This is a genomic window from Oceanicaulis sp. UBA2681 (assembly GCF_002354675.1).
GTDB lineage: Bacteria > Pseudomonadota > Alphaproteobacteria > Caulobacterales > Maricaulaceae > Oceanicaulis > Oceanicaulis alexandrii.
In genome coordinates this window covers 265,874-289,789 of record NZ_DEMB01000008.1, presented here as the reverse complement: position 1 = coordinate 289,789, position 23,916 = coordinate 265,874, and the positions used below count along the sequence as shown (strand labels likewise).

Here is a 23,916-nt window from a genome sequence, read left to right as displayed (position 1 = left end):
TAGTCTCTATAGCTCATGTTCTGCATTATCTTGGCCTGATGGCGGCGGCGTTTCGCCTGACAGGGTCAGCGCGGCGCGCGAGGCCATGGCGAACCCCTGGCCGATCATCATGACAGCGAAGACGGGAATGGCGGTTTTCAACAAGAAGACCAGCGGCAGGCCGTCACTTTCCCGGGATCGTTCGAGGATGCGCCAGGCGCCCCCCACATAGCTCTCCGCAGTGATCAGGATCAGCCAGCACATGGGGATGAGGGCGAGATAGACGCCCAGAAGGTCAGTCCAGGCTTTGCCGTGATCAGAGAGTTTGGAATAGACGATATCCACCCGGACATGCCCGCCATTATAGAGCGTCGCCGCGCTCGACAGCAGGAAGAGGATCGCGTGCAGATAGATCACGCTTTCCTGCAGCTTGGTCAGCGAGACGCCGAACACATAGCGCTGCACCACGATCAGCCCGGTGACCAGCACAAGCGCCAGCGCCGCCCATCGCACCATGTCGCCAATCGTGACGGAGATGGCGTCCAGGACCATGATCGCCCGACGCAACAGCCTGGAAACAGGGGTTGGCAGGCCCATGACCCGTCCATAGAGCGCGCTCAACAGGGCGATGAACAGGAACGGGCTTATCGCCCATCCGATCCAGCCCAGAAAACGCCCAATGATCGCAGCGACAGCGCTGATATGACCATCCATCACAGCGCCGACCGCGCCCCCTGACAGGGCGTCGGCGACAAGCAGCGCAGCCGTGACGGCGATCACGGCGAGCAGAAGGCGATCAGCGAGTTTCATGATCTAGCGGCCAAGCACCATTTCACGTTTCTGGTAATAGGGCGCTTCAGACACATTGGCCCAGTCCCGACCCAGACGCCTTGCGTCGCGATAGCTTTCATAGACGCGGCGGCTCAAGGGATCCGCATTGGCGGTGTCGGCGACCACGGCTTCGGAAATGCGCCCCACTTCCCGCCAGATGTCGTCCGAGAACTCGCGCAGCTGCACGCCATGCTCGCCGGTCAGTGTGCGCAGGGCGAGACCGTTCTGATAGGTGAACTCAGCGAGCGACTGATTGTTCGCGGCGCGGGCGGCGGCGCGGACGACAGCTTGCTGATCTGCGGGCAGGGAATCCCAGACGCCGCGATTAAGACCGACCGCCAGAGACGAGCCCGGCTCATGAAAGCCCGGACCGTAATAATAGGGCGCTTCGCGGTAGAACCCGAAGGCGAGGTCATTCCAGGGACCGACCCATTCGGTCGCGTCGATCGCGCCGGATTGAAGCGACTGGTAGATCTCGCCGCCTGACAGGGCCACCGCCGCGCCGCCCAGCTCGCGCAGGACAGAGCCGCCCAGGCCCGGAATGCGCATGCGCAGGCCTCGGAAATCCTCCAGCGTATTCACTTCACGCTTGAACCAGCCGCCCATCTGATGGCCAGAATTGCCGGCCTGGAAGGCGATCAGACCGAACTGACCGGAGAGTTCCTCCCACAATTGCTGACCGCCGCCATATTCCACCCACGCCATGATTTCATGGGCGGTCATGCCCAGAGGCACGGCGCAGAAGAAGTTGAAAGCGGGCGAGCGGCCCTGCCAGTAATATTCAGCGCCGTGATACATGTCCGCGACGCCGTTGGAGACCGCGTCAAAGACTTCAAACGCGCCGACGATTTCACCTGCGCCGTAAACCTCGACTTCCAGCGCGCCGCCGGTCATCTCGGTGATGAATTGCGCCGTGCGCTCGGCGGCAGAGCCAAGACCCGGAAACCCTGTGGGCCAGGTGGTGACCATGCGCAGGCGGCGCGTGCGGTTACGATTCACCGCCGGTGCGGCAGGCGCGGTTTCCGCGCCCGTGTCTTGTGAACAGGCCGATGCGGCGCCAGCGGCGACAACCGCGGCGCCGGACAAAAATGTGCGACGATCCATCTATTCCTCCCCAGGCCGGACAGACTGATTATGGCTCAGCTCTTGTCCGTGATGTCAGCTTTTGATCACTCTTGTGCGTCCGAGGCCGGCTGCAAAGGTCGCCAACCTTCAGGTTCAAGCACTTCAAGTGGTTTATAATGAGCCTTGTAGTCCATTTTCGGACTGCCTTGCACCCAGTATCCCAGATAGACAAACGGCAAATTTTCGGCGCGTGCGCGTTCGATGTGATCGAGGATGATGAAAGCGCCGAGGCTGTCCTTGGCGCGGTCGGGCGCGAAAAAACTGTACACCAGAGAAAAGCCGTCAATCAGTCGGTCCACCAGGACGCAGGCGATCAGCTGGCCGCGTGCGTCGCGATATTCGACCAGCTCGGTGTGCTCGGCCCCGTCTTCGATCATGGACGCGAAGTCGAAGAAATCCATGCCGGCCATATCGCCATCGCTATGACGGGCGTTGAGATAGCGGCTGAGCAGCGCGAATTGTTCGGGCATCGCTTCAGCAGGTCGGGGCAGGCGCAACAGATCGGCGTTTCGCTTCTGAACGCGGCGCTGTGTGCGCGAGGGTTTGAATTCAGACACCGGGATGCGAGCGGATTTGCACGCCGAGCACATCTCACACGCGGGACGATACAAAATGGATTGAGACCGTCTGAAGCCGGCATGAGTGAGGATATTGTTCAGATGCGCCGTCTGGTCGCCATCAACACGCGTGAAGATCTTCCGCTCCATCCGGCCCTCCAGATAGGGGCAGGCAGTGGGAGCCGTCAGGAAGAAGGGCAATTGACGGGTCGCAAACGGGCGAGTCACGAGCATCCTCTCAAACGCTAAAGTCCGGTCATCCTAACCTGAGCTAGGCCAGGGCGAAACTGATGCCCACCAAAACGGTGAAGGCAAGCCATATCAGAACGGCGAGGGGCGCGCCGGCGCGGATGAAGTCCGCAAACCGGTATTTGCCAGGTCCCATGACCAGAAGATTGGTCTGATAGCCGATCGGCGTTGCAAAACAGGTGTTGGCGGCGAACAGCACGGTCAGGGCGAACAAGGTTGGATCCGCGCCGACTGAATTGGCCGCCGTCACGGCGATGGGCGTGAACAGAATGGCGGTGGCGTTGTTGGACAACACATTTGTCAGCACCATCACCAGGAAGAACAGGGCCGAGACCAGCGCTGTCGTGCCCAGAGGCGAAAAGACATGCACAACGCCCATGGCCAGCACAGTCGCGCCGCCCGTGGCCTCCATCGCCGTGCCCAGCGCAAAGGCTGACCCGATCAGCAGATAGAGCTTGAGGTCAAATGCGCGCGCCGCCTGACGAACATTGAGACACCCGGCGCCGATCATGGCCGCGGCGCCAATCAAGGATGCGGCGACGATGGGCAATACGCCTGTGGAGGCGGCCAGGACCACACCGCCCAGAATCAATCGCGCTATGGAGGCCTTGCGGATATCGGGCAGGTCAGAGGTCGCCCAATCCATCAACAGAACGTCGCGATCCGCCCGCAGGCGGCGCATGGCGTCAGCGCCCCCGAACAGCAGCAAGACATCGCCCGCCTCCAGACGGATTTCCCCCAGCTTGGCGCGGATCATGCGCGAGCGTCGCTGCACACCGAGAACAATGGCGCCGACGGCATGACGGAACCCGATCTGGCGCACGGTTCGTCCAATCAGACGCGAGCCTGGCGAAACCACAGCCTCGGTCAACGCCAGGCGTTCGCCACGCGTGGGCAGATCCGCCGGACCTGCTGAGCGCAGCACGCCTTCGACGAATTCCGCACGGCTGGACAACAGCTCTGTCAGTTTTTTGCGAGTGGCGGCGATGATGATCAGATCGCCTTGTTTGAGCTCGATGGAGTCAAAGGGCGGCAGGAAGGCGTCTTCATTGCGCTGAACCATCCGCACGGTGATGTCGCCAAGCTCAGTGAACATGCCCGCCACCGGCTTGGCGCCGACCAGCGGATGACCCGCCGTCACTTCGATTTGGGCGATATATTGCTTGCCTGGAGAGCCCGCCTTGTCATCTTCAGATTCTTCACGCTCAGGCAGCAGCTTGGGCATGATGAAAGCGATATAGATCATGCCAACGACCGAGAGCATGGCGCCCATTTTGGCCGGTTGGAAAAACCCCAGCGTTTCACCCGTACTCGCGAGCAGACTGTCAGCCACCAGAAGATTGGTGGACGAGCCGATCAGCGTCGTCATGCCGGCGAAGATGCACACAAAGCTCAGCGGCATCATGAACACTGAAGCCGAGCCGCCCATCCGGGCCGCCACGGCGCCCAGAATGGGAATGAACATCACCACAACGGGCGTATTGTTGATGAAGGCGGAGACGCCAAACACCAGCGCGAACAGCGTCACGATGGTCAGCTTGGGCCGGACGTCGAACATGGACAGCAAGGTGCGGGTCGGGCCGTCCAGCGCACCGGTATGGAAAATGCCCTGGCCCACAACCAGCAGCGCCATGATCGTCAACAGCGCTGGATTGGCGAATCCGGCCAGCAGAGCCGCCGCTGTGGGCGCATCCTCGGCGCCGAACAGCTCGAAGAAGACCAAAGCCGCGCACAGGATCACCACCGAGACCAGTTCGAGGGCGAACTTTTCCCAGCAATAGAAAACGATGGCCCCGCAAACACCGACGAGAACCGCCCACATTCGCCAGTCCGATAGTACGGAGAGGTCGTCCATGCCCGTCACTCATGCCCCGCGCGGATTCGCGCCAAAGTGAGCAGGTTAACGCCTTTGCGGCGTGATGCGAGCGTGAAGCGCTGTACGCAGAGACTCTTTTAGAAGCGCCTCTGCGTTCGGCTAGAGCGAGTGGCCGGGCGGTACGGCGGGCGCTTCACGCAGCAAGGTGATCGACAGACGGCGATTGCCTGGCAGATAGGGATCATCGGGAAAAAGCGGCTCAGCGCCGGCTTTGCCGCGGACTTCCGCGATCCGGTGATCTGGAACGCCGGCGTTCGCCATGATGTTCAGCGCGGCGTTGGCGCGGGCCGCTGAGAGTTCCCAGTTGGACGGGCCGCCCACCGGCGCCGGGCTGGCGTCCGTATGACCGGACAGGGTGATGCGGTTCGGCAAGCGCAGAACAATCTCCGAGATCGTCCGAAGCAAGACGCGGGCCCGGCTGTTGGGTTCGATTGCGCCCGGTTCAAACATCGGACGACCTTCCTGGTCGATCAGCTGGATGCGCAGGCCTTCAGGCGTTTCTTCAATCAGGACGTGGCGCGACAATTCTGCGAGCTCGGGCATGTCTTGCAGGGCCTGACGCAGGGACTGCTCGGCGCTGGCGAACTCCGCCGCTTCACGACGGGCGAGGGCGCTGGCGAGTGCGTCGGTCGAGGCTTGCGGCTGGCCCCCGGCAGCGCCGGACGCTTCATCGGCTTCCTGTTCGCGAGACACATCCTGTTCAGAGCGGGGCGCGAGGCGTTCGACGACAGAGGAAGAACCGGAGCCGCGTGCGCCGTCATCGCCAAAGCTGGTGCCGCCCAGAACGCCGCCGGAGCCGGAGGTGGTGCGGCTGACGCTGGCAGGTGCGAAATAGTCCGCGATCCCCTGTCGCTGTTCAGGTTCTGTGTTATTGATCAGCCACATCATGAGAAAAAACGCCATCATGGCCGTCACGAAATCGGCATAGGCGACTTTCCAGGCGCCGCCATGGTGCCCATGGCCGCCGCCCTTCTTGACTTTCTTGATGACGATCGGTTGATCCGAACTCATATCCATCCACCTTCGGCTTTTGTGGCGGACACTCTGGAGCAACAGGGTTAAATCTGCGTTGTCAAAACGAATCAGGAGCGAATTTTGTCACTTTTTGAGCGCGAATTTCGCGATTGCCTGGGACGATTCCCCACAGGCGTGGCCCTGATCACGGTCATGGACGGCGGATCTGCGCGAGCGATGACGATCAATTCCTTTTCGTCGGTCTCTCTCGATCCCCCTCTTATTTTATGGTCGCTCGCCAAGGATAGTCATCGCTATGACCGCTTCCTGAACGCGCAGGATTTCGCCGTGAATATCCTGGCGGCGGACCAGGCGGAGCTGTCGACAGCGTGCGCGCGCTCAGACGATCTGGAGGCCAATGGCGGACGCTGGACGCCCGCCAGCAATGGCGCGCCTTTGCTCGAAGACGCGATCGCCCGGTTTGAATGTCGCCGGCATCAGGTCTTTGCTGGAGGCGATCATGAGATCATTCTCGGTGAGGTTCTGAACGCGGATCGTCCCAGGGACGCAGAAGCGCTGGTCTTTGTGCGCTCAGGCTATTCGAAAATTTGAGGAGCAGCGGACATGATTGCGGACGTCAAACGCCTGCAGGCTGAATTTGACCAGATTTCCGAGTACTGGTCGCCGCGGGTCGTCGCTCGGGTAAATGACCAGTACGTCAAACTGGCCAAGCTCAAGGGCGAATTTGTCTGGCATGATCATGCGGATGAGGATGAGTTGTTCTTTATCGTGAAGGGGCGGCTCGAAATGCACTATGAAGACGGCTCAGTCACCTTGTCTGAAGGCGACATGCACGTCGTGCCGAAGGGCGTCAGTCACAATCCTGTGGCTGAAGACGAATGCTGGGTGATGCTGGTTGAGCCGGTCGCCACCAAGCACACCGGCGATGTGGTGGCGGACAAGACGCGCAGTCTGGACGAGCAATTGGCTGGAAGCGGCCTTGGGGGAGCATAATATGGCGAATGTCGCGTTTTTGGGTCTGGGCGTGATGGGATTTCCCATGGCCGGGCATTTGTCAAAAGCCGGTCACACGGTCAGGGTCTGGAACCGAACCGCCGCCAAGGCGCAAACCTGGGCTGAGCAGCATCAGGGACAGGCTTGCCACGGCATCGCCGACGCCGTGGCGGACGCCGATTGTGTCCTGATGTGCCTGGGCGATGACCCGGATGTGCGCGCGGTCGCTGAGATCGCGCTTCCCGCCATGAAGGCGGGCGCGGTGCTGGTGGATCACACGACGGCGTCAGCGGCTTTGGCGCGCGAGCTTCATGAGACAGCCAAGGCCTCGCAAATCGGCTTTCTGGACGCGCCGGTGTCTGGCGGTCAGGCCGGCGCGGAAAATGGTCAGCTGTCGATCATGTGCGGCGGTGATGACAGTGTTTTCGCCAAGGCCGAGCCGATCATGGGCGCGTACGCCAAGGCCATGGTGCATGCCGGGCCGGCCGGCGCCGGACAATTGACCAAGATGGTCAACCAGATCTGCATTGCCGGCCTGGTGCAGGGGCTGGCCGAGGGGCTGCACTTCGCCAAGAGCGCCGGACTTGACCCCGAGACGGTGATTTCAGCCGTCTCCAAAGGCGCGGCGCAAAGCTGGCAAATGGAAAACCGCTGGCGCACCATGGTCGATGGCGAGTTTGATTTCGGTTTTGCTGTCAACTGGATGCGTAAGGATCTTCGCATCGCGCTGGATGAAGCGCGCAACAATGGCGCTCGATTGCCCGCGGCGGCGTTGGTCGACCAGTTCTACGCCGAGATCGAAGCCATGGGCGGCGGACGCTGGGACACGTCAAGCCTGATCGCCCGGCTTGAAAACGCCGAGCGGACCTGAGCGCGATGCGTCTGATCGAAGTTACGCTGCCCGATGGAGACAAGGTTCAGCCGATCCTCAAGGCGACGCTGAAGACCGAGCCTCTGGACCATCGCCTGACCGAGCCGGACGCTCAGGGCAAACGTTTGTTGCGGCTGACGTTTCGCGACGGCGACGGCCAGAAGGCCATCGACGCCGTTCAGGCGATTATGGAAGGCGAACAAAACTGGCGTCTGGTCGTTATTCCCATTGAAGCCAGCGTGCCGCGCATTGACGAAGACCCGGATGAAGCGACGCGTGTCAAACGTCGCCTGGCTTTGCGTGAAGAGATGTTCCAGGACATCGCCAAAGGCGCGGAGATCAACTCTGATTTCCTGATGCTGACTGCGCTCTCAACCGTCGTGGTCGTTTTTGGCCTGTCGGCTGACAATGTGGCGGCCGTCATCGGCGCTATGGTGATCGCGCCGCTTCTTGGGCCGATCCTGGCGTTCTCCTTCGGTTCGGCTTTGGGTGATTTGCCCTTGATGCTGAAAGCGGCCAGAACCGCTGTGGCGGGGCTGGCGCTTGGTTTGGCTTTGAGCTTTCTGGTCGGCCTGTTCTATGAACCGAACCTCTATTCCAATGAATTGATGAGCCGAACCGTGGTGGGGCCCGACTCCGCCGCCCTTGCGCTGGCGGCCGGAGCCGCGGCGGCGCTCTCTATCGCCACGGGTTTGCCGGCGGCGCTTGTGGGCGTGATGGTGGCGGTGGCTCTCTTGCCGCCCGCGTCTGCGGCGGGGCTTCTGGCCGGCAGCGGGTCCTGGGATCTGGCGGGGCGGGCGACGCTTTTGCTGTCGATCAATGTGGTGGCGGTCAATTTGAGCGCGCTGATGGTCTATTACTTCAAGGGCGTGCGACCGCGGACCTGGCTGGAACGACGCTCGGCCAAGCGCTCGGTCTATGTGAACGCCGGGGTGTGGATCATCATGATCCTGGTGTTGTCGGCGCTCGCCGCCCATTTCGCCGCCACGGGTGGTGAGGGCGTGCAGTTGTGAACGTCACGCTCGTCTTCATCATCCTCAATTATATCGGCATCTTTGTCTTCGCCCTGTCAGGCGGCATTCTGTCGGCGCGCAAGCATCTTGATCCGTTCGGCGCTGCCGTGATCGGTGCGGTCACCGGCATGGGCGGCGGCACGCTGCGCGATGTTCTGCTTGGACGTCTTCCTGTCTACTGGATTGATGCGCCGCATTATCTGATCCTGGCGCTCGCAGGCGGCGTGATCGGATATTACGGCTCTGAACTGGTGCGCGGCGAGGAAGGCGCGCGCTATCGCGCCCTGATCTGGGCTGACAGCCTAGGCCTTGCCGTGTTCTGCGTGCTGGGCGCGCAGGCGGGTTTGATGGCTGGGGCGCACTGGTCGATTGCGCTGGTCACCGGCGTCATGAGCGCCGCCTTCGGCGGGCTGGTGCGCGATATCATCGTCAATGACGTGCCGCTGATCTTGCGAGCGGACGTTTATGCGCTGGCGGCCTTATTCGGCGCGGCAGTGTACGTGGCTGCGCTGGAGTTCGGCGTGCCCACCGGCTCGGCGGCGGTTGGCGCGGCGCTGGCGGCGTTCATATTGCGGGGCTGCGCGATCATCTTCAAATGGTCGATCCCGCCGATCGGGCGCGTGGATTAACGCGCGACAGGGCGGAAGGCGCACAAGGCGAGATAGCCGCACACTCCGATGAGGATCGGGATCGCGAGGCTTGCCATTACGACAGGCATGATCGAGATCGTCATCAGCAGTGCGATGACGCTGGCGATGACCATGAAGATCATCAACAGCATCATCGAGCCTGACACGTCCCATCCGTAACGCTGTCCGCAATGCTTACAGACGGACAGCGTGTTGGGATTCATGTTGAGCAGGGCGGTTGCGCCTAAGGATTCTCGACAGTGCGGACAGCGATACATAGGCGATCTCAGGCGATTGTATTCGCCCCAGAGTTTAATTTCCGACGCGGTCCAGAGCAAGACTGAGATCCTCGATCAGGTCGTCCGCCGCTTCGATCCCACAAGACAGTCGCACCAGATTATCCGGCGTCGGGCTGCTGGGGCCTTCAATGGGCTTTCTGTGCTCGATCAGGCTTTCCACACCGCCAATGGAGGTGGCTTGCAAGAACACCTTGGTTGACGCGCAGAGCTTGCGCGCCGCTTCCGGGCCGCCCTTGAGCCGGATAGACAGCAGGCCGCCGAATCCGTTCGTCATCTGACGGGCGGCGATGGCGTGACCGGTATGATCTTCCAGTCCCGGGTAGAGCACATGGCTGACCGCGTCATGGGCGTTCATAGCCTCGGCGACTTTGAGGGCGTTCGCGCTCTGACGTTCAAAGCGAACGAAGAGCGTGCGTAGGCCGCGCATCATCAACCAGCTGTCGAACGCGCTTGGAACCGCGCCAGTCAGGCTGTGACCCGCGCAGAGTTTCTCCCAGCGCTCGTCCTGGGACTTCGTCACCACGGCGCCCATCAGAACATCGGAATGACCGTTGAGATATTTGGTCGCCGAATGCATGACGAGGTCTGCGCCCAGATCAAGCGCGCGCGTGGTGCAGGGCGGAGAGCAAGTGCCGTCCACCGCCAGAATCGCGCCGGCGGCGTGGGCGACTTCGGCTGCATGCGCCACATCAACGACCGCCCAGCTGGGATTGGCGGGCGTCTCGATCCAGACCAGCTCCGTCTTCCCTGATTGCACGGCCTTTTTCAAACCCGCTTTGTCATGGGGTTCAAAGAAGGTGAGGGAGATCAGCCCTTTGGCGGCGAGATGATGAAGCAGTTTCTTCGCGCCATAATACATCTCCGTTTGAGCGACCACGTGTGCGCCAATCTGCAGCGTGTCCAGAATCGCTGCGATGGCGGCGAGGCCGGAGCTGAACAGCCGCGCATCCGCCGCGCCTTCGAGCGCCGCCAGCACCTTCGCGGCCTGCACTTCGGTTGGTCCTTTGGGGCGACGATAATCCATGTCGCCGACGAGCGCGTTTTTCTCGTCGCGCATGAAAGTCGTGGCGGGATGGATGGGCGGGATGACCGCACCAGTTTCGAGGTCCGTCTGGTGCAGGGCCTGGGCGGCGAGCGTTTCGAGGCGTTTAGTCATTGAGCAGTTCCGCCGCCTTAGGAGCAAAATAGGTGAGAATGCCATCCGCGCCGGCGCGCTTGAACGCCAGCAGGCTTTCCATCATGGCGCGTTCGCCATCAATCCAGCCGTTCTGGGCGGCGGCCTGGATCATCGCGTATTCGCCCGACACCTGAAACGCATAGGTGGGCATTTCAAAGGTCGCTTTCACGCGGGCGACAATGTCGAGATAGGGCAGGCCGGGTTTGACCATCACCATGTCCGCGCCCTCGTCGATGTCGAGCGCGACTTCGCGGATCGCTTCGTCTGTGTTGGCGGGATCCATCTGATAGGTCTTCTTGTCGCCCTGCAGCGCCTTGGCGCTGCCGATCGCGTCGCGATAGGGGCCGTAGAACGCGGACGCGTATTTCGCCGCGTAGGACATGATCAGCGTGTCCTGAAAGCCTTCGGAATCGAGCGCGTCGCGGATCGCGCCGATTCGCCCGTCCATCATGTCGGACGGCGCGACCACATCGCAGCCTGACGCGGCCTGCATCAGCGCCTGGCTGCACAGGCGCTCTACGGTTGCGTCATTGAGGATGACGCCGTCCTCCATCAGCCCGTCATGGCCGTGATCGGTGAACGGGTCGAGGGCGACATCACAAATGATTCCCACCTCTGGCGCGGCGTCTTTCATCGCCTTGATCGCTTGCGCCACAAGACCGTCAGGATTGTCCGCCTCGCGCCCGTTCTCGTCTTTGAGCGACGGGTCCAGATGCGGGAAGACAGCGATGGCGGGAATGCCCAGATCGCGGGCCCGCCGGGCGGCGTCGGCAGCGGCCTTGACGCTGAGACGCTCCACGCCCGGCATGGAGGCGACGGGCTCTGTGGGATTGGCTGTGTCGGAGACGACCAGGGTCCAGATCAGGTCGTTGGGCGTCAATGTGTTCTCGCGCATCAGGCGGCGCGACCAGTCATTGGCGCGCATTCGGCGCATACGGGTGGTGGGAAAAGCGGCCATCTTGGTCTATCTCGCTTGCAGCAAATCAGAACACATCGCGTTTCATGCGGTCGGAACCGGTCCAACCCGGTCTGTTTAGGAGGTTTCCCCGTGCATTTCGAGCTGACAGAAGAGCAAGCGCTGATACAAGACGCCGCACGCAAATTTGCGGACGACCGTCTCAAGCCCCATGCGGCGGAGTGGGACGAGACCAAACACTTCCCCGTCGACGTGCTGAAGGAAAGCGCGGCGATGGGTTTTGCGGGCATCTACACCCGCGATGATGTGGGCGGATCGGGCATGAGCCGGGTCGACGCAGCGCTGATCTTTGAACAGCTCTCGCGCGGTTGCGTGTCCACAGCGGCCTTCATCTCCATCCACAACATGGTCAGCTGGATGATCGACAGCTGGGGCAGCGAAGAGCAGCGCCAGCGCTGGCTGCCGGACCTGACCGCGATGAACACGATCGCATCTTACTGCCTGACCGAACCGGGCGCGGGGTCGGACGCCGCCAATCTGCGCACCAAGGCTGTGCGCGATGGCGACCATTACGTCCTGAACGGTTCGAAAGCCTTCATTTCCGGCGCGGGAACCAGCGATCTTTACGCCGTGATGTGCCGCACCGGCGAAGACGGCCCCAAGGGCATCTCAACCATCATTGTCGAGAAAGACACGCCCGGCCTCAGCTTTGGCGCAAACGAGCGCAAGATGGGCTGGAATTCCCAGCCCACCCGCGTCGTCACCTTTGAAGACTGCCGCGTGCCGGTTGAAAACCGCATAGGCGAAGAAGGCCAGGGCTTCGGCTTTGCGATGCAAGGGCTGAATGGCGGCCGCATCAATATCGGCGCCTGTTCGCTGGGCGGCGCTGCGGAAGCGGTGGATCTCGCCATCGACTACGCCAAGGAACGCAGCCAGTTCGGCCGTCATATCGCGGACTTTCAGGCCACCCAGTTCAAGCTGGCGGACATGGTCACCGAGCTCGACGCCTCTCGCATGATGCTGTTGCGCGCAGCGGACGCTGTGGATCGCAAGGATCCCCAAGCGGCGAAATACTGCGCCATGGCCAAGCGGTTCTCGACCGATATGGGGTTCAAGATCGCCAATGACGCATTGCAGATCCATGGCGGCTACGGGTATCTGAAGGATTATCCGCTGGAGCGCATCGTGCGTGACTTGCGGGTTCACCAGATTCTTGAAGGCACCAATGAAATCATGCGTGTGATCATCGCCAAGGACGTGCTGCGCTAGGTCGCGTTATCGTCAGGCTCGATTGCGCCTACAAAGAGTATCAATTGGCCCTGCCATTTCAGCAGGACTAAGAGCACATTTTCGTCCGGAGAAGCCTCTCATGAATGAAGACGTCATCACTCGCAAAGCTGGCTCGGTGGGTCGCATAACACTGAACCGGCCCAAGGCGCTCAATGCGCTCAATCAGGACATGGTCACCGCCATGGTTGAAGCCCTGCAGGCTTGGCGCAATGATGACAGCGTGAAGGCCGTGGTCGTGGACGGCGCGGGCGAGAAAGGCTTCTGTGCAGGCGGCGACATTCGCATGCTGGCGGAAAGCGGCCAGGCGGGCGATGACCGCGCCTGGACCTTTTGGCGTGACGAATACCAGCTCAACACCCTGATCGCGGAATATCCCAAGCCTTACGTGGCCCTGATCGACGGCATCACCATGGGCGGCGGCGTCGGCGTCTCCATTCATGGCGAGTTCCGCGTCGCAGGCGACCGGACGATGTTCGCCATGCCGGAGACCGGGATCGGCTTTCACCCCGATGTGGGCGGAGCTTATTTCCTGCCCCGCCTCATGGGGGAGCTGGGGGTCTGGATGGGCCTGACCGGCGCCCGCCTGAAAACGGCGGACTGCATCGCCGCCGGCGTCGCCACCCATTATGTGCCGACTGACTCCCATCCCGCCCTTATCGAAGCGCTGGAAACCGAAACGCTGGATGACGACGGCGAAAAGGTCGACGCCATCCTTGAAAAGTTCGCCGGTGATCCGGGCCAGTCCGATCTGGGCATGGTCCAGCCGCTGATCGATGCAGCGTTTGAAGGCGATGATGTGGAGGCGATCATCAACCGGCTTGAAGCTGCCGATGACGCCTGGTCGAAGGCTGTGTTGAAAATCCTCTCGTCCAAGTCGCCGACCGCGGTGAAGGTGACGCTGGCGGCGCTGCGCAAGGGCGCGGAGCTGTCACTGCGCGACGTCATGGTCCAGGACCTTCGGGTTTCGAGCCGCCTTCTCAAAGACGGCTCGGATTTTTACGAAGGCGTTCGCGCGGTCATTATCGACAAGGACAATGCGCCGAACTGGTCGGCGCCGATCTCTGATGCAGATGTCGCGGCATATTTCGAGCCCCTTGCGGCGGACATGGAAATGACGTTCCTCGATTAGGAACACCGGGCAGAGCGGATCAACCGCTCGCCCTAGTGAAGACAAGGGAGGACCGCATGGCGGTTGTTGCATTTATCGGCCTTGGCAATATGGGCTCAGGCATGGCGGCCAACCTCGTGAAGGCTGGCCATGACGTGCGCGCATTTGATCTGAACGCTGACGCTGTGGCGGCGTTGGTCGACAAGGGCGCGACGGCGGCCTCTGATCTCACCCATGCGGTCACCGGCGCTGACGCCGTGGTGACCATGCTGCCGGCCGGCCCGCATGTGCGCGGCGTCTATATGGATGAAGGCGGGGTGCTCTCATTGGCGCGCAAGGATGCGGTGCTCATTGATTGCTCCACCATTGACGTGGACAGCGCACGCGCTGTCGCAGAAAAGGCCGCAGAGGCGGGCTTCGCGTTTGTAGACGCGCCTGTGTCTGGCGGTGTGGCGGCGGCCGAGGGTGGCACGCTGACTTTCATGGTCGGCGGTCCTGAAGACGCTTTCGCAAAGGCCGAACCGATCCTGTCCAATATGGGCAAGGCGGTGATTCGCGCCGGCGAAGCCGGTGCAGGGCAGGCGGCGAAGATCTGCAACAACATGCTGCTTGGCATTCACATGATCGGCACATGCGAAGCGATGAATCTGGCGATCAAGTTGGGTCTTGATCCTCAGAACTTCTTTGACATCGCCTCCAAGGCGTCAGGCCAGAACTGGTCCCTGACCAGCTATTGCCCGGTGCCCGGGCCTGTTCCGACAGCGCCGTCGAACCGTGATTACAAGCCCGGCTTCGCTGCGCCGATGATGCTTAAAGATTTAAACCTTGCCATGCAGACATCGAAATCGGCCGGCGTGAACACGCCCATGGGCGAAAAAGCGCAGACCATTTATGACGCCTTTGTCGAGCAGGGCGGCGAGGAGATGGACTTCTCAGGCGTGATCAAATGGCTCGCTGGAGAGATGAAGTAAAAGCATACTTGAGTTTGCGAGGCGCTAGCAGTTAAACCGCGACCTTTGGTCCCTGACCGGTGATAAGACAAGCTCAGAATCCTATGTCATTGTGCAGATGACATGCTGACCTTTAGGGAGAGCCGCTCGCGCTGAAATGCGAGTGCAAGAACAATGGATTACCGCAGCGCTTTCAAAGCCTCCGTCGCTCGCGTCCGTGCCGAGGGCCGTTATCGTGTGTTCGCCAATCTGCGTCGCGTAAAGGGGCAGTTCCCTCGGGCCCGCCTGCGCACCGATGAAGGCGACACGCGGGATGTGGTGGTTTGGTGCTCCAATGACTATCTGGGCATGGGGCAAAGCCCGTGCGTCACCGGCGCGATGAAACAAGCGATCGAAGATGTGGGCGCCGGCGCAGGCGGTACGCGCAACATCTCCGGCACGACTCACTATCATGTGGAGCTCGAAGCCAGCCTCGCTGATCTGCATGACAAGGAAAGCGCGCTGCTGTTCACCTCGGGCTATATCGCCAACCAGGCGACGCTCGCCACCCTGGGCAAGATACTGCCCGGCCTGATCATCTTCTCTGACGAGCTCAACCACGCCTCAATGATCGAGGGCGTGAAGGGCGCGAAATGCGAGAAGCATGTCTGGCGGCACAATGACGTTGCGCATCTGGAAGAGCTTCTGAAAGCCGCGCCGAAAGACGCACCCAAGCTGATCGCGCTTGAATCCGTCTACTCTATGGACGGCGATATTGGTCCGCTCGAAGCCGTTTGCGATCTTGCGGACAAGTACAACGCTCTGACTTATCTTGATGAAGTGCACGCGGTCGGTCTTTACGGCCTGCGCGGCGCCGGCATCGCCGAGCGTGACGGATTGCTGGACCGGTTCGACATTATCGAAGGCACTCTGGGCAAGGCGTTCGGCGTCATGGGCGGCTATATCGCCGCGGATGAAGTGATCGTTGACGCCATCCGATCCTGGGCGCCGGGTTTCATCTTCACCACCTCCCTGGCGCCGGCTCTGGCGGCGGGCGCTCGCGCCAGCGTCGAATATCTCAAGAGTGCTTATCATCTGCGCGAGCAACATCAGGAACGCGCCGCCACCTTGAAAGCGCGCTTTCATGAGGCAGGCATTCCGGTGCTCGACTCCGTCACCCATATCGTGCCCGTCCATGTGGGAGATCCGGTGCTCTGCAAGCGGATGACCGATGAGCTGCTAGACGTTCACGGCATCTATGTTCAGCCGATCAACTATCCCACAGTGCCCAAAGGCACCGAGCGGATGCGCCTGACCCCGACCCCCATGCATGACGACGCCATGATGGACGAGCTGCTGGATGCGGTGAAAACCGTCTACGCCAAGCATGTCGGCCTCAAGGTCGCATAATGTCTGGCGATCCCGGTCAGGATCGTGAGTTTATCTTTGAGTTTGTTTCCGTGGGCGATTCTGTCCGAGTGGCGGCGGTCGATGTCGAAACCGGCATAGAAGTGGTCGTCTTCGGCCCCATCAAAACCCGTCAGGATGATTTGCAGCGTCTCGCCGCGCGCAAGCTGATGCGCCGTCTGACGCAAGAGGGCGTGACGCCAGAATCAAAAACGCCCCGACCAGGCGGTCGGGGCGTGATTGTGTAGGCGTTCGGGCTAGCGCTTATTTCTTGCGAGCGCCGCGGCCCAGACCGATTTCTTTGGCGAACTCCGAGCGACGCTTGGAATAATTCGGCGCCACCATCGGATAGTCAGCCGGCAGGCCCCATTTGCGGCGATAGTCTTCCGGCGACATATCGTATTGCGAGCGCAGATAGCGCTTGAGCATTTTCAGTTTTTTGCCGTCTTCAAGGCAGACGATGTAATCATCGCTGACCGAACGAGAGACAGGCACAGCCGGTTTCGCTTTGGGCTCAGGCTTGGCCGGCTCACCCGAAATTTCTTTCATGGTGGCGTAGACCGATTTGATCATATCCGGGACGCTTTCCGCCGGCACAGAGTTGTGCGAGAGAAAAGATGCGATGATGTCAGTGGTCATCCGCATCAGTTCTTCATTATCGACGGGCAGCAGTGTCTCTTCAGTCATATTCTGATCCTTGCGCAACATTATGGCGTTTGCGTCTGAAAACGAGATGTCTTGTGTTTAATGATAGTGTATTCGCTCTACAAGTATTGAATTGAAGAATCTGCAGATACCATAGATTTTTTAAGGTTGCTGAATGCACGTAACAAACTTTGTTGATGCAATCGGATGAATTTACGTCTGATCAGCGCCTTGTCCACGACCCCATCCAGCCGTATGTAGCTATCAATATCCGCTATATGGAGTGCGAGCGAGATGGCTGACGTTCAATCGACCGCCCAGAACACCTCTTTCTTTGCCCAGTCGCTGGCTGACGCCGATCCTCAGCTCGCCTCGGCGATCAGCAAGGAAATTCATCGTCAGCAGACGCAGATCGAACTGATCGCGTCCGAGAACATCGTCTCGCGCGCTGTTCTGGAAGCGCAGGGCTCGCCGCTGACCAATAAATACGCCGAAGGCTATCCGGGCCGGCGCTATTATGGCGGGTGCGAATTCGTCGACATAGCAGAAGAGCTTGCGATCGAGCGCGCCAAGCAATTGTTCGGCGCCGCGTACGCCAACGTCCAGCCCAATTCAGGCAGCCAGGCCAACCAGGCGGTGTTCCTGGCGCTTCTGAAGCCGGGCGATAAAATTCTGGGACTGGACCTGTCATCGGGGGGGCACCTGACCCACGGCGCTCGCCCGAACCTGTCTGGCAAATGGTTCGAAGCCCACGCCTATGGCGTGCGCGAAGACAATGCGCTGATCGATTATGACAAGCTGCGCGAGCAGGCCAAAGAGGTCCAGCCTCAGATGATCATCGCGGGCGGGTCCGCGTATCCGCGCGAGATTGATTTTCAGGCGTTCCGCGACATTGCTGACGAGGTCGGCGCTTATCTGCTTGTGGACATGGCGCACTTTGCGGGTCTTGTCGCTGGCGGAGTTTATCCCAATCCGGTTCCGCTGGCCGATGTGTGCACCACCACCACGCACAAGACCCTGCGCGGCCCGCGCGGCGGCATGATCATCAGCCGCGATGAAGCTTTGGGCAAAAAGTTCAACTCCGCCGTCTTCCCGGGCCTTCAGGGCGGACCCTTGATGCATGTGATCGCCGCCAAGGCGGTCGCGTTCGGCGAAGCGCTGCGCCCCGAGTTCAAGGCCTACGCCGCATCCGTGATCGAGAACTGCCGCGCCATGTCTGGCGCGCTGGTGGAAGCTGGCTATGACATTGTCTCTGGCGGCACCGACAGCCATCTCGCACTGGTGGATCTGCGCCCCAAATCCCTGACGGGCGACATTTCCGAAGCCGCGCTCGAACGCGCGCATATGACCTGCAACAAGAACGGCGTGCCGTTTGATCCCGAGAAGCCGACCGTAACCTCGGGCCTGCGCGTCGGCGCGCCGGCGGGGACTACGCGAGGCTTCGGCGCCGCTGAGTTCCGCCGCGTGGGCGAGATGATGGCGGAAGTGCTGGATGCGTTGGCGGTCAATCGTGAAGGTGACGCCGAGGTCGAGGCGCGAGTGCGTGATGAAGTGGTCGCGCTGTGCGAACGCTTCCCGATCTACCCCGCGCTCGGCTAGGATACGCGCATGCGGTGTCCGTTTTGCGCCAACCCTGATTCTCAGGTGAAGGATTCCCGCCCGGCTGAAGACAGCCAGGCGATCCGACGCCGTCGTCATTGCCCGGCGTGCGGCGGCCGTTTCACTACGTTCGAGCGCGTGCAGCTGCGCGATCTTCATGTGCTCAAGTCCGACAACAAGCGCGAAGCGTTTGATCGTGACAAGATGGCGCGGTCAGTGTTGTTGGCGACCCAGAAACGCGCCATTGAGCGCGAACGGGTCGAGCAGATGATTTCCGGCATTGTCCGGCGTCTCGAAAGCCTGGGTGATCCAGACGTGCCCGCCAGCGTTATCGGCGAGCTGGTGATGGATGGATTGCGCAATCTCGATACCGTCGCCTATGTGCGCTACGCCTCAGTCTATAAAGACTTTCAGGAAGTTGATGACTTCTCGGAATTCATCAAGGGCGAAAAACTCGGGCATGAGGATGATCTGGACGCAGATCAATGACGGCGGCGCAAACCCTGCGCGTGACGCTGAAACTCGCCACCAGCCTTGATGGCCGGATCGCATTGGCGAACGGCCAATCCAAATGGATCACAGGCCCTGAGGCCCGCGGGCAAGTCCATCGCATGCGCGCGGAGCATGACGCCATCCTGACCGGGATCGGGACCGTGCTCGCCGATGATCCACAACTGACAGCGCGTCCGGACGGCGTTGCGAGTGGGGACCAGCCCCGACGCGTGGTGCTTGATTCTCATCTTCGCATGCCTGCCGATGCGGCCATGCTCACCGGAGCGCCGGTCTGGGTGTTTCATGTTGCAGAGGCTTCGATCGGTCTAGGCGCAGCTGAGCTGATCCAGACGGAGGCGGACGCGTTCGGACACGTCTGTTTCAAAGCCGTTCTGCAAACACTCCTGGAGCGAGGCGTTCAAAGCCTCATGATCGAAGCCGGGGCTGAGATCGCAGGCTCGGCGATCCGCTCCGGGCTCGTCACGCATATCGAATGGTTCCGCGCGCCCATGCTGATCGGAGCGGAGGGGCGAGCCTGTATTGCAGGGCTTGGCCTTGAGGAACTCAGCCTAGCGCCCACATTCCAACGCACATCTGTTCGCGCTTGTGGCGCGGATCTTTGGGAAACCTATCAACGGGGATGATCCCATGTTTACCGGCCTAGTCTCTGCTCTCGGGCGGATCGTATCTGTGTCTGAGGGCGATGTGCGCCGGATGACGATCTCGAGCCCGTATCCCGCGTCCTCGATCGACCTTGGGGCGTCTATCGCTCATGCCGGAGTCTGCCTGACCGTTGTGGCGCGACGTGCTGTAGGCGAGGGGGCTGAATATGATCTCGACGTCTCACCTGAAACGCTTTCCAAAACCACGCTCGGTGAGTGGACAGCGGGAGATGTGGTCAATCTTGAGCGCGCCTTGAAAGTCGGCGACGAGCTGGGCGGCCATATCGTGCAAGGCCATGTGGACGGCGTCGGGCGTGTGGTTTCCCGATCCGATGAAGACGGCTGGCTACGCTTTATCGTAAAAGCCCCTACAGATCTCAGCGCCTTCATCGCCTACAAGGGTTCGATCACGGTGGATGGCGTGTCCCTGACGGTGAACCGGGTCGAGGGCGACACGTTCGAGCTGATGATCATTCCCCATACGGCCGAGGTCACAACTTTGGGATCTTTGCAGGCGGGAACGCGCGTCAACCTTGAGGTTGACGTCATGGCGCGCTACGCCGCCCGTCTAATGGAGGCCCGTGCAGACGGCGCCGCGAATAATGAGGTCCAGTCGTGAGCGAAGCCGCCCCCCAATCCGCGCTGTCGCCGGTGGAAGAGATCATCGACGAGGCCCGCAATGGCCGCATGTTTATCCTGGTGGACGCCGAGGACCGTGAGAACGAAGGGGATCTGATCATCCCCGCCCAGTTCGCCACGCCGGACGTCATCAATTTCATGGCGCGCTATGGCCGCGGCCTGATTTGCCTGTCGATGACCCAGGACCGTGCGAAAACCCTGCAGCTGCCCTTTATGAGCCAGCGCAATCAGTCGCGACACTCCACCAATTTCACGGTGTCGATCGAAGCGCGCGAAGGCATCTCCACCGGCATCTCCGCCCATGACCGGGCGTTGACGGTCGCCACGGCGATCGACCCGTCCAAAGGCTCGGAAGACGTGGTGTCGCCGGGGCATGTCTTTCCGCTGGTGGCGCGCGATGGCGGCGTGCTGGTGCGCGCCGGTCATACCGAGGCGGCGGTGGACATCGCCCGTCTGGCCGGTGTGAACCCGGCCGGCGTGATCTGTGAGATCATGAAGGATGACGGGACGATGGCCCGTCTTCCCGACCTTATCGAATTCGCCAAAGAGCATAATATGAAGATCGGCGCGATCGCCGACCTGATCGCCTATCGCCGTCAGCATGATCGCTTTGTGGAGCGCCGCATGGACACGGAAGTGTCCACTGAAGCGGGCGGTCCATTCAAGCTGACGGTGTTTCGCTCCCTGGTGGACAATGTGGAGCATGTCGCGCTGCATAAAGGCGAAATCACCGCTGATGCGCCGGCTCTGGTGCGTATGCACAAGGTCAGCTTCGCGGATGACGTGTTGGGCGCGCTTGGCGGACGCACGGGTCTGGTGGATAAGGGTGTGAAAGCGCTGTCTGACCATGATGGCCCGGCGGCCATGGTGTTCATCCGGGAGACCAATCGAGCAGCGATCACAGAGCGGTTTGGCGCAGCGCCGTCGGATCCGCCCGATACGCGCGAAGAACGTCGCTTGCGTGAATATGGTCTGGGCGCGCAAATATTGCTGGATCTGGGCGTGCGCAAGATGATCCTCTTGTCCACTGCGCCGCAAAACATTGTGGGGCTGGACGGCTACGGTCTTGAAGTCGTCGAGCAACGCGAAATTGATTAAAGGAGGCGCTTGTGAGCGCTGAAACCCGAGTGCTGCTGATCGCAGCGCCTTTTTACGAAGATATCACCGAGCAGCTGGTTTCCGGCGCTCAGGGCGCCTGTGACGCGGCGGGTGTGACGGCAGACGTCGTTGAAGTGCCTGGCGCACTGGAGATTCCAGCTGTGATCGCGCTGTCCGAGCTGGGCAAGGCCCCCTATGACGCCTACGTGGCTCTAGGCTGCGTCATCCGCGGTGAAACCAGCCATTTTGATTATGTCTGCGGGGAATCGGCCCGCGGTTTGATGGATCTGACGCTCAAGGGCGTTCCGGTCGGCAATGGCATCCTGACGGTCGAAAACATCAAACAGGCTCGCGTGCGCGCCAATGTGCATGAGAAAAACAAGGGCGGTGATGCGGCGAACGCCGCGTTGGCGCTGTTGAGCCTCAAGAAGAAATTCGGGGCGGCCTGATGAGCGACAAGGCACAGGAAGCGTCATCGGACCGACGCGCCCGGCTGCGCCGTGCGGCGCGCCTGAGCGCTGTGCAGGCGCTCTACCAGATGGAGACGTCTGGCTCCGGCGCCGCGGCGGTCGTGAAGGAATTTCGCGATCACCGGTTCGGCTATAAAGGCGAGCCGGGAGATTTTGTCGAAACCGATGAAGTGTTCTTTGAAGACCTCGTGACAGGCATCATTTCGCACCAGTCCGATGTGGACAAGCGCGTGTCCGGCGTTCTGAAGGAAGGCTGGAAACTCTCACGTCTGGACGCCACTGTGCGCGCGATCTTGCGGGCAGGCGGCTATGAGCTGGTCGCGCGCAAGGATGTGCCGGCCGCCGTGGTCATCAACGAATATGTCGATGTCGCGCACGCCTTCTTTGACGGCTCGGAATCGGGCTTCGTCAACGCGACGCTGGACGCCCTGTCCAAACAGGTGCGTGACGCCTGATTGATATGAGCGGATCGGGCGAGTTTGACTACATACGAACGCGGCTCGCCCCGCTCAGTCTTGGATTGCCTGGCGCCGCCGCGCTGACAGATGACGGCGCTGTTCTGACGCCGCCAGAGGGGTGTGAGTGGGCGGTGACGGCGGACACGCTGATCGAAGGCCGCCATTTTCCACATGACGAAGATCCTGCGCTGGCCGCCCGAAAGGCGCTGCGCGCAAACCTGTCTGATCTGGCCGCCATGGGCGCTGATCCGCATGCCTATATGGCGTGCGTGGTCTGGCCTGAGGCTGGACGCGAGGCGCGTATGAGCGGCTTTGCGGACGGGTTGGCTGTGGATCAGGACAGTTTCGGCGTCCATCTGGCCGGGGGCGACACCACCAGCGCGCCCGGACCCTGGATGATTTCCATCACCGCCTTTGGCGCGGTCCCGATAGGGCAGGCGGTCCGGCGCAGCGGCGCGCAGCCAGGGGATCAGGTTCTGGTGACAGGAACCATTGGTGATGCGGGTCTCGGCCTGAAAGCGAGACAGGGCGGCTATGCGCCCCCGGACGCGGATGCGAAATTTCTGGCCCAGCGGTTCACCTTGCCCGAGCCGCGCTGTGCGCTGTCAGGGCTGGTGCGCCAGTATGCTCACGCCGCGATTGATGTTTCTGATGGCTTGCTGGCCGACGCCCGGCACATCGCGGAAGCGTCACATTGCACGGTTGAGCTGAACCTGGATGCGATCCCTCTCTCGGACCCTGCACGCCATTGGCTGACGCAGCAGCCGGATCAGTTGCAGGCCTTGCTGGAGCTGGCTTCGAGCGGTGATGATTATGAGCTGGTGCTGACGGTGTCGGCGGATGCCGCGCCAGACTTCATCGCAGCGGCGAGGCGTCTCGGCGTCGAAGTGACATGCATGGGCGAGGTCACTTCCAGACGCGACTCAGACGACGATCTGATCGTTCGAGCGGATGGGGCGCCCATCACGCCTTCGTCTTTTGGGTTTACGCATTTTTGAGTCTTGCCTGCTAAGCAGGATTTATGATTCGGTATTTCGCATACGCACTCTGCACCGCTTTTCTGCTCTCCACGCCTGCGTTCGCCGCGGGCGGCGGTGGCGGAGGAGGCGGTGGAGGCGGCGGCTCCAGCGGGCCTGGCGCCGTGGCGTCCACGGATTTACCTCTTTACAACTCTGTTGAAGAGGCCACCCAGGCGCTCATGGCGGAGTTCGGCGAAGACGAAACCTGCCCGCGTAGAGTGGATGTGCCCTCGATCGTGGTGCCGATTGAATCTCACCACCATTTGTATGGCTATGCGTTTGTAACGCCACGTATTTGTTTGGCGCGCGGCGTGAGTGCGACCCGCTTTATCGAAGACTTGCACTTCCTGGTCGACACCATGGTCAGATCCGCCCATCGCCATCCGTTCATGATGGATGACGCCGGTGAGATCGACCGCGAATCCACGCGCCAGATCCTGTATGCTGCGATCGGTGAAGTTGTGGACCCGACGCAGATAGAGCGTCTTGATCTTCTAGGCTCTGACGTTCGCCCTCTGCGCTGATTTAAGAATATAGCTGCACCGCAGCATTTCTCTTTACTGTTGCATCTCCCTGAAAACCGGGACTAGGCTTTCTTTGTCAAAGCAAT

The 23,916-nt window shown here is 61.2% G+C and carries 28 protein-coding genes; 19 read left to right on the top strand and 9 right to left on the bottom strand.

The features are described from left to right. Window positions 1-6: 6 nt before the first annotated feature. The 5 genes from B3M53_RS06600 to B3M53_RS06580 form a co-directional block, all read right to left on the bottom strand. The gene (locus B3M53_RS06600) at window positions 7-789 is read right to left on the bottom strand and encodes a TRAP transporter small permease subunit (RefSeq protein ID WP_286799983.1); all 783 of its coding nucleotides are present in this window, start codon (window positions 787-789) and stop codon (window positions 7-9) included. Between the two features lie 3 nt (window positions 790-792). After that, a complete protein-coding gene (locus B3M53_RS06595) occupies window positions 793-1,914 on the bottom strand; it encodes a TRAP transporter substrate-binding protein (protein ID WP_022702187.1) in 1,122 nt (373 codons plus the stop codon). 65 nt (window positions 1,915-1,979) lie between these two features. Next, window positions 1,980-2,726, bottom strand: coding sequence for an arginyltransferase (locus B3M53_RS06590; RefSeq protein WP_286799980.1), 747 nt, complete (start codon window positions 2,724-2,726; stop codon window positions 1,980-1,982). A 37-nt stretch (window positions 2,727-2,763) separates the two neighbouring features. After that, entirely contained in the window at window positions 2,764-4,596 is a 1,833-nt protein-coding gene (locus B3M53_RS06585) for an SLC13 family permease (RefSeq protein WP_028284841.1), read from the bottom strand. Between the two features lie 120 nt (window positions 4,597-4,716). Continuing rightward, entirely contained in the window at window positions 4,717-5,634 is a 918-nt protein-coding gene (locus tag B3M53_RS06580; RefSeq protein WP_022702190.1) for a flagellar motor protein MotB, read from the bottom strand. Between the two features lie 78 nt (window positions 5,635-5,712). On the opposite strand from B3M53_RS06580, the gene B3M53_RS06575 reads away from it, so the two are divergent. From B3M53_RS06575 to B3M53_RS06555, 5 genes are read left to right on the top strand one after another with little or no spacing between them, the layout of a single operon-like run. After that, the gene (locus B3M53_RS06575; protein WP_022702191.1) at window positions 5,713-6,183 is read left to right on the top strand and encodes a flavin reductase family protein; all 471 of its coding nucleotides are present in this window, start codon (window positions 5,713-5,715) and stop codon (window positions 6,181-6,183) included. Between the two features lie 12 nt (window positions 6,184-6,195). Beyond that, the gene (locus B3M53_RS06570) at window positions 6,196-6,585 is read left to right on the top strand and encodes a cupin domain-containing protein (RefSeq protein WP_286799978.1); all 390 of its coding nucleotides are present in this window, start codon (window positions 6,196-6,198) and stop codon (window positions 6,583-6,585) included. Window position 6,586: 1 nt separating this feature from the next. Further along, on the top strand, window positions 6,587-7,456 hold the full coding sequence (locus B3M53_RS06565) for an NAD(P)-dependent oxidoreductase (RefSeq protein ID WP_286799977.1): 870 nt from the start codon (window positions 6,587-6,589) through the stop codon (window positions 7,454-7,456). 5 nt (window positions 7,457-7,461) lie between these two features. Then, complete coding sequence (locus tag B3M53_RS06560; RefSeq protein WP_022702194.1) at window positions 7,462-8,469, top strand: TIGR00341 family protein; 1,008 nt, start codon at window positions 7,462-7,464, stop codon at window positions 8,467-8,469. After that, on the top strand, window positions 8,466-9,098 hold the full coding sequence (locus B3M53_RS06555; RefSeq protein ID WP_022702195.1) for a trimeric intracellular cation channel family protein: 633 nt from the start codon (window positions 8,466-8,468) through the stop codon (window positions 9,096-9,098). Before B3M53_RS06560 ends, B3M53_RS06555 begins: the two co-directional genes overlap by 4 nt. Here B3M53_RS06555 and B3M53_RS06550 read toward each other — a convergent pair. From B3M53_RS06550 to hemB, 3 genes are read right to left on the bottom strand one after another with little or no spacing between them, the layout of a single operon-like run. Continuing rightward, a complete protein-coding gene (locus tag B3M53_RS06550) occupies window positions 9,095-9,436 on the bottom strand; it encodes a hypothetical protein (RefSeq protein ID WP_286799976.1) in 342 nt (113 codons plus the stop codon). The two genes, B3M53_RS06555 and B3M53_RS06550, sit on opposite strands and share 4 nt — an antisense overlap. After that, a complete protein-coding gene (locus B3M53_RS06545) occupies window positions 9,411-10,553 on the bottom strand; it encodes a trans-sulfuration enzyme family protein (protein ID WP_286799975.1) in 1,143 nt (380 codons plus the stop codon). Before B3M53_RS06545 ends, B3M53_RS06550 begins: the two co-directional genes overlap by 26 nt. Continuing rightward, on the bottom strand, window positions 10,546-11,532 hold the full coding sequence (gene hemB / locus B3M53_RS06540) for a porphobilinogen synthase (RefSeq protein ID WP_160091749.1): 987 nt from the start codon (window positions 11,530-11,532) through the stop codon (window positions 10,546-10,548). Before hemB ends, B3M53_RS06545 begins: the two co-directional genes overlap by 8 nt. Window positions 11,533-11,622: 90 nt before the next feature. Between hemB and B3M53_RS06535 the strand changes: the two genes are divergently transcribed. The 5 genes from B3M53_RS06535 (at window position 11,623) to B3M53_RS06515 (ending at window position 16,472) form a co-directional block, all read left to right on the top strand. After that, a complete protein-coding gene (locus B3M53_RS06535) occupies window positions 11,623-12,759 on the top strand; it encodes an isobutyryl-CoA dehydrogenase (protein WP_022702199.1) in 1,137 nt (378 codons plus the stop codon). A gap of 100 nt (window positions 12,760-12,859) precedes the next feature. Further along, window positions 12,860-13,909, top strand: coding sequence for an enoyl-CoA hydratase/isomerase family protein (locus tag B3M53_RS06530; RefSeq protein ID WP_286799974.1), 1,050 nt, complete (start codon window positions 12,860-12,862; stop codon window positions 13,907-13,909). Between the two features lie 56 nt (window positions 13,910-13,965). Continuing rightward, on the top strand, window positions 13,966-14,859 hold the full coding sequence (gene mmsB / locus B3M53_RS06525; protein ID WP_286799973.1) for a 3-hydroxyisobutyrate dehydrogenase: 894 nt from the start codon (window positions 13,966-13,968) through the stop codon (window positions 14,857-14,859). Between the two features lie 153 nt (window positions 14,860-15,012). Then, on the top strand, window positions 15,013-16,227 hold the full coding sequence (gene hemA, locus B3M53_RS06520) for a 5-aminolevulinate synthase (protein WP_160091745.1): 1,215 nt from the start codon (window positions 15,013-15,015) through the stop codon (window positions 16,225-16,227). Next, entirely contained in the window at window positions 16,227-16,472 is a 246-nt protein-coding gene (locus tag B3M53_RS06515) for a DUF6898 family protein (RefSeq protein WP_022702203.1), read from the top strand. Before hemA ends, B3M53_RS06515 begins: the two co-directional genes overlap by 1 nt. A gap of 16 nt (window positions 16,473-16,488) precedes the next feature. Here the strand turns inward: B3M53_RS06515 and B3M53_RS06510 are convergent, their stop codons facing one another. Then, complete coding sequence (locus tag B3M53_RS06510) at window positions 16,489-16,911, bottom strand: MucR family transcriptional regulator (protein WP_028284842.1); 423 nt, start codon at window positions 16,909-16,911, stop codon at window positions 16,489-16,491. Window positions 16,912-17,163: 252 nt separating this feature from the next. Between B3M53_RS06510 and glyA the strand changes: the two genes are divergently transcribed. From glyA to B3M53_RS06465, 9 genes are read left to right on the top strand one after another with little or no spacing between them, the layout of a single operon-like run. Then, window positions 17,164-18,468 carry a serine hydroxymethyltransferase gene (gene glyA, locus B3M53_RS06505; protein WP_022702205.1) on the top strand — a complete coding sequence of 435 codons (1,305 nt, stop codon included), beginning with the start codon at window positions 17,164-17,166 and terminating at the stop codon, window positions 18,466-18,468. A gap of 9 nt (window positions 18,469-18,477) precedes the next feature. Next, complete coding sequence (gene nrdR, locus B3M53_RS06500; protein WP_022702206.1) at window positions 18,478-18,957, top strand: transcriptional regulator NrdR; 480 nt, start codon at window positions 18,478-18,480, stop codon at window positions 18,955-18,957. Beyond that, entirely contained in the window at window positions 18,954-19,604 is a 651-nt protein-coding gene (locus B3M53_RS06495; RefSeq protein WP_286799971.1) for a RibD family protein, read from the top strand. The genes nrdR and B3M53_RS06495 overlap by 4 nt, the downstream gene beginning before the upstream one ends. 4 nt (window positions 19,605-19,608) lie before the next feature. Continuing rightward, window positions 19,609-20,241, top strand: coding sequence for a riboflavin synthase (locus B3M53_RS06490; protein ID WP_286799970.1), 633 nt, complete (start codon window positions 19,609-19,611; stop codon window positions 20,239-20,241). Continuing rightward, window positions 20,238-21,359, top strand: coding sequence for a 3,4-dihydroxy-2-butanone-4-phosphate synthase (ribB, locus tag B3M53_RS06485; RefSeq protein WP_273146963.1), 1,122 nt, complete (start codon window positions 20,238-20,240; stop codon window positions 21,357-21,359). Before B3M53_RS06490 ends, ribB begins: the two co-directional genes overlap by 4 nt. 11 nt (window positions 21,360-21,370) lie before the next feature. Next, window positions 21,371-21,808: a 6,7-dimethyl-8-ribityllumazine synthase gene (ribH, locus tag B3M53_RS06480; protein ID WP_022702210.1), complete on the top strand. Its 438-nt coding sequence runs from the start codon at window positions 21,371-21,373 to the stop codon at window positions 21,806-21,808. Further along, window positions 21,808-22,284, top strand: coding sequence for a transcription antitermination factor NusB (gene nusB, locus B3M53_RS06475; RefSeq protein WP_286799969.1), 477 nt, complete (start codon window positions 21,808-21,810; stop codon window positions 22,282-22,284). Before ribH ends, nusB begins: the two co-directional genes overlap by 1 nt. 5 nt (window positions 22,285-22,289) lie before the next feature. After that, window positions 22,290-23,285, top strand: a complete 996-nt coding sequence (thiL, locus tag B3M53_RS06470) for a thiamine-phosphate kinase (protein ID WP_286799968.1) — start codon at window positions 22,290-22,292, stop codon at window positions 23,283-23,285. A gap of 23 nt (window positions 23,286-23,308) precedes the next feature. Beyond that, window positions 23,309-23,830: a hypothetical protein gene (locus B3M53_RS06465; protein WP_022702213.1), complete on the top strand. Its 522-nt coding sequence runs from the start codon at window positions 23,309-23,311 to the stop codon at window positions 23,828-23,830. Window positions 23,831-23,916 lie beyond the last annotated feature (86 nt).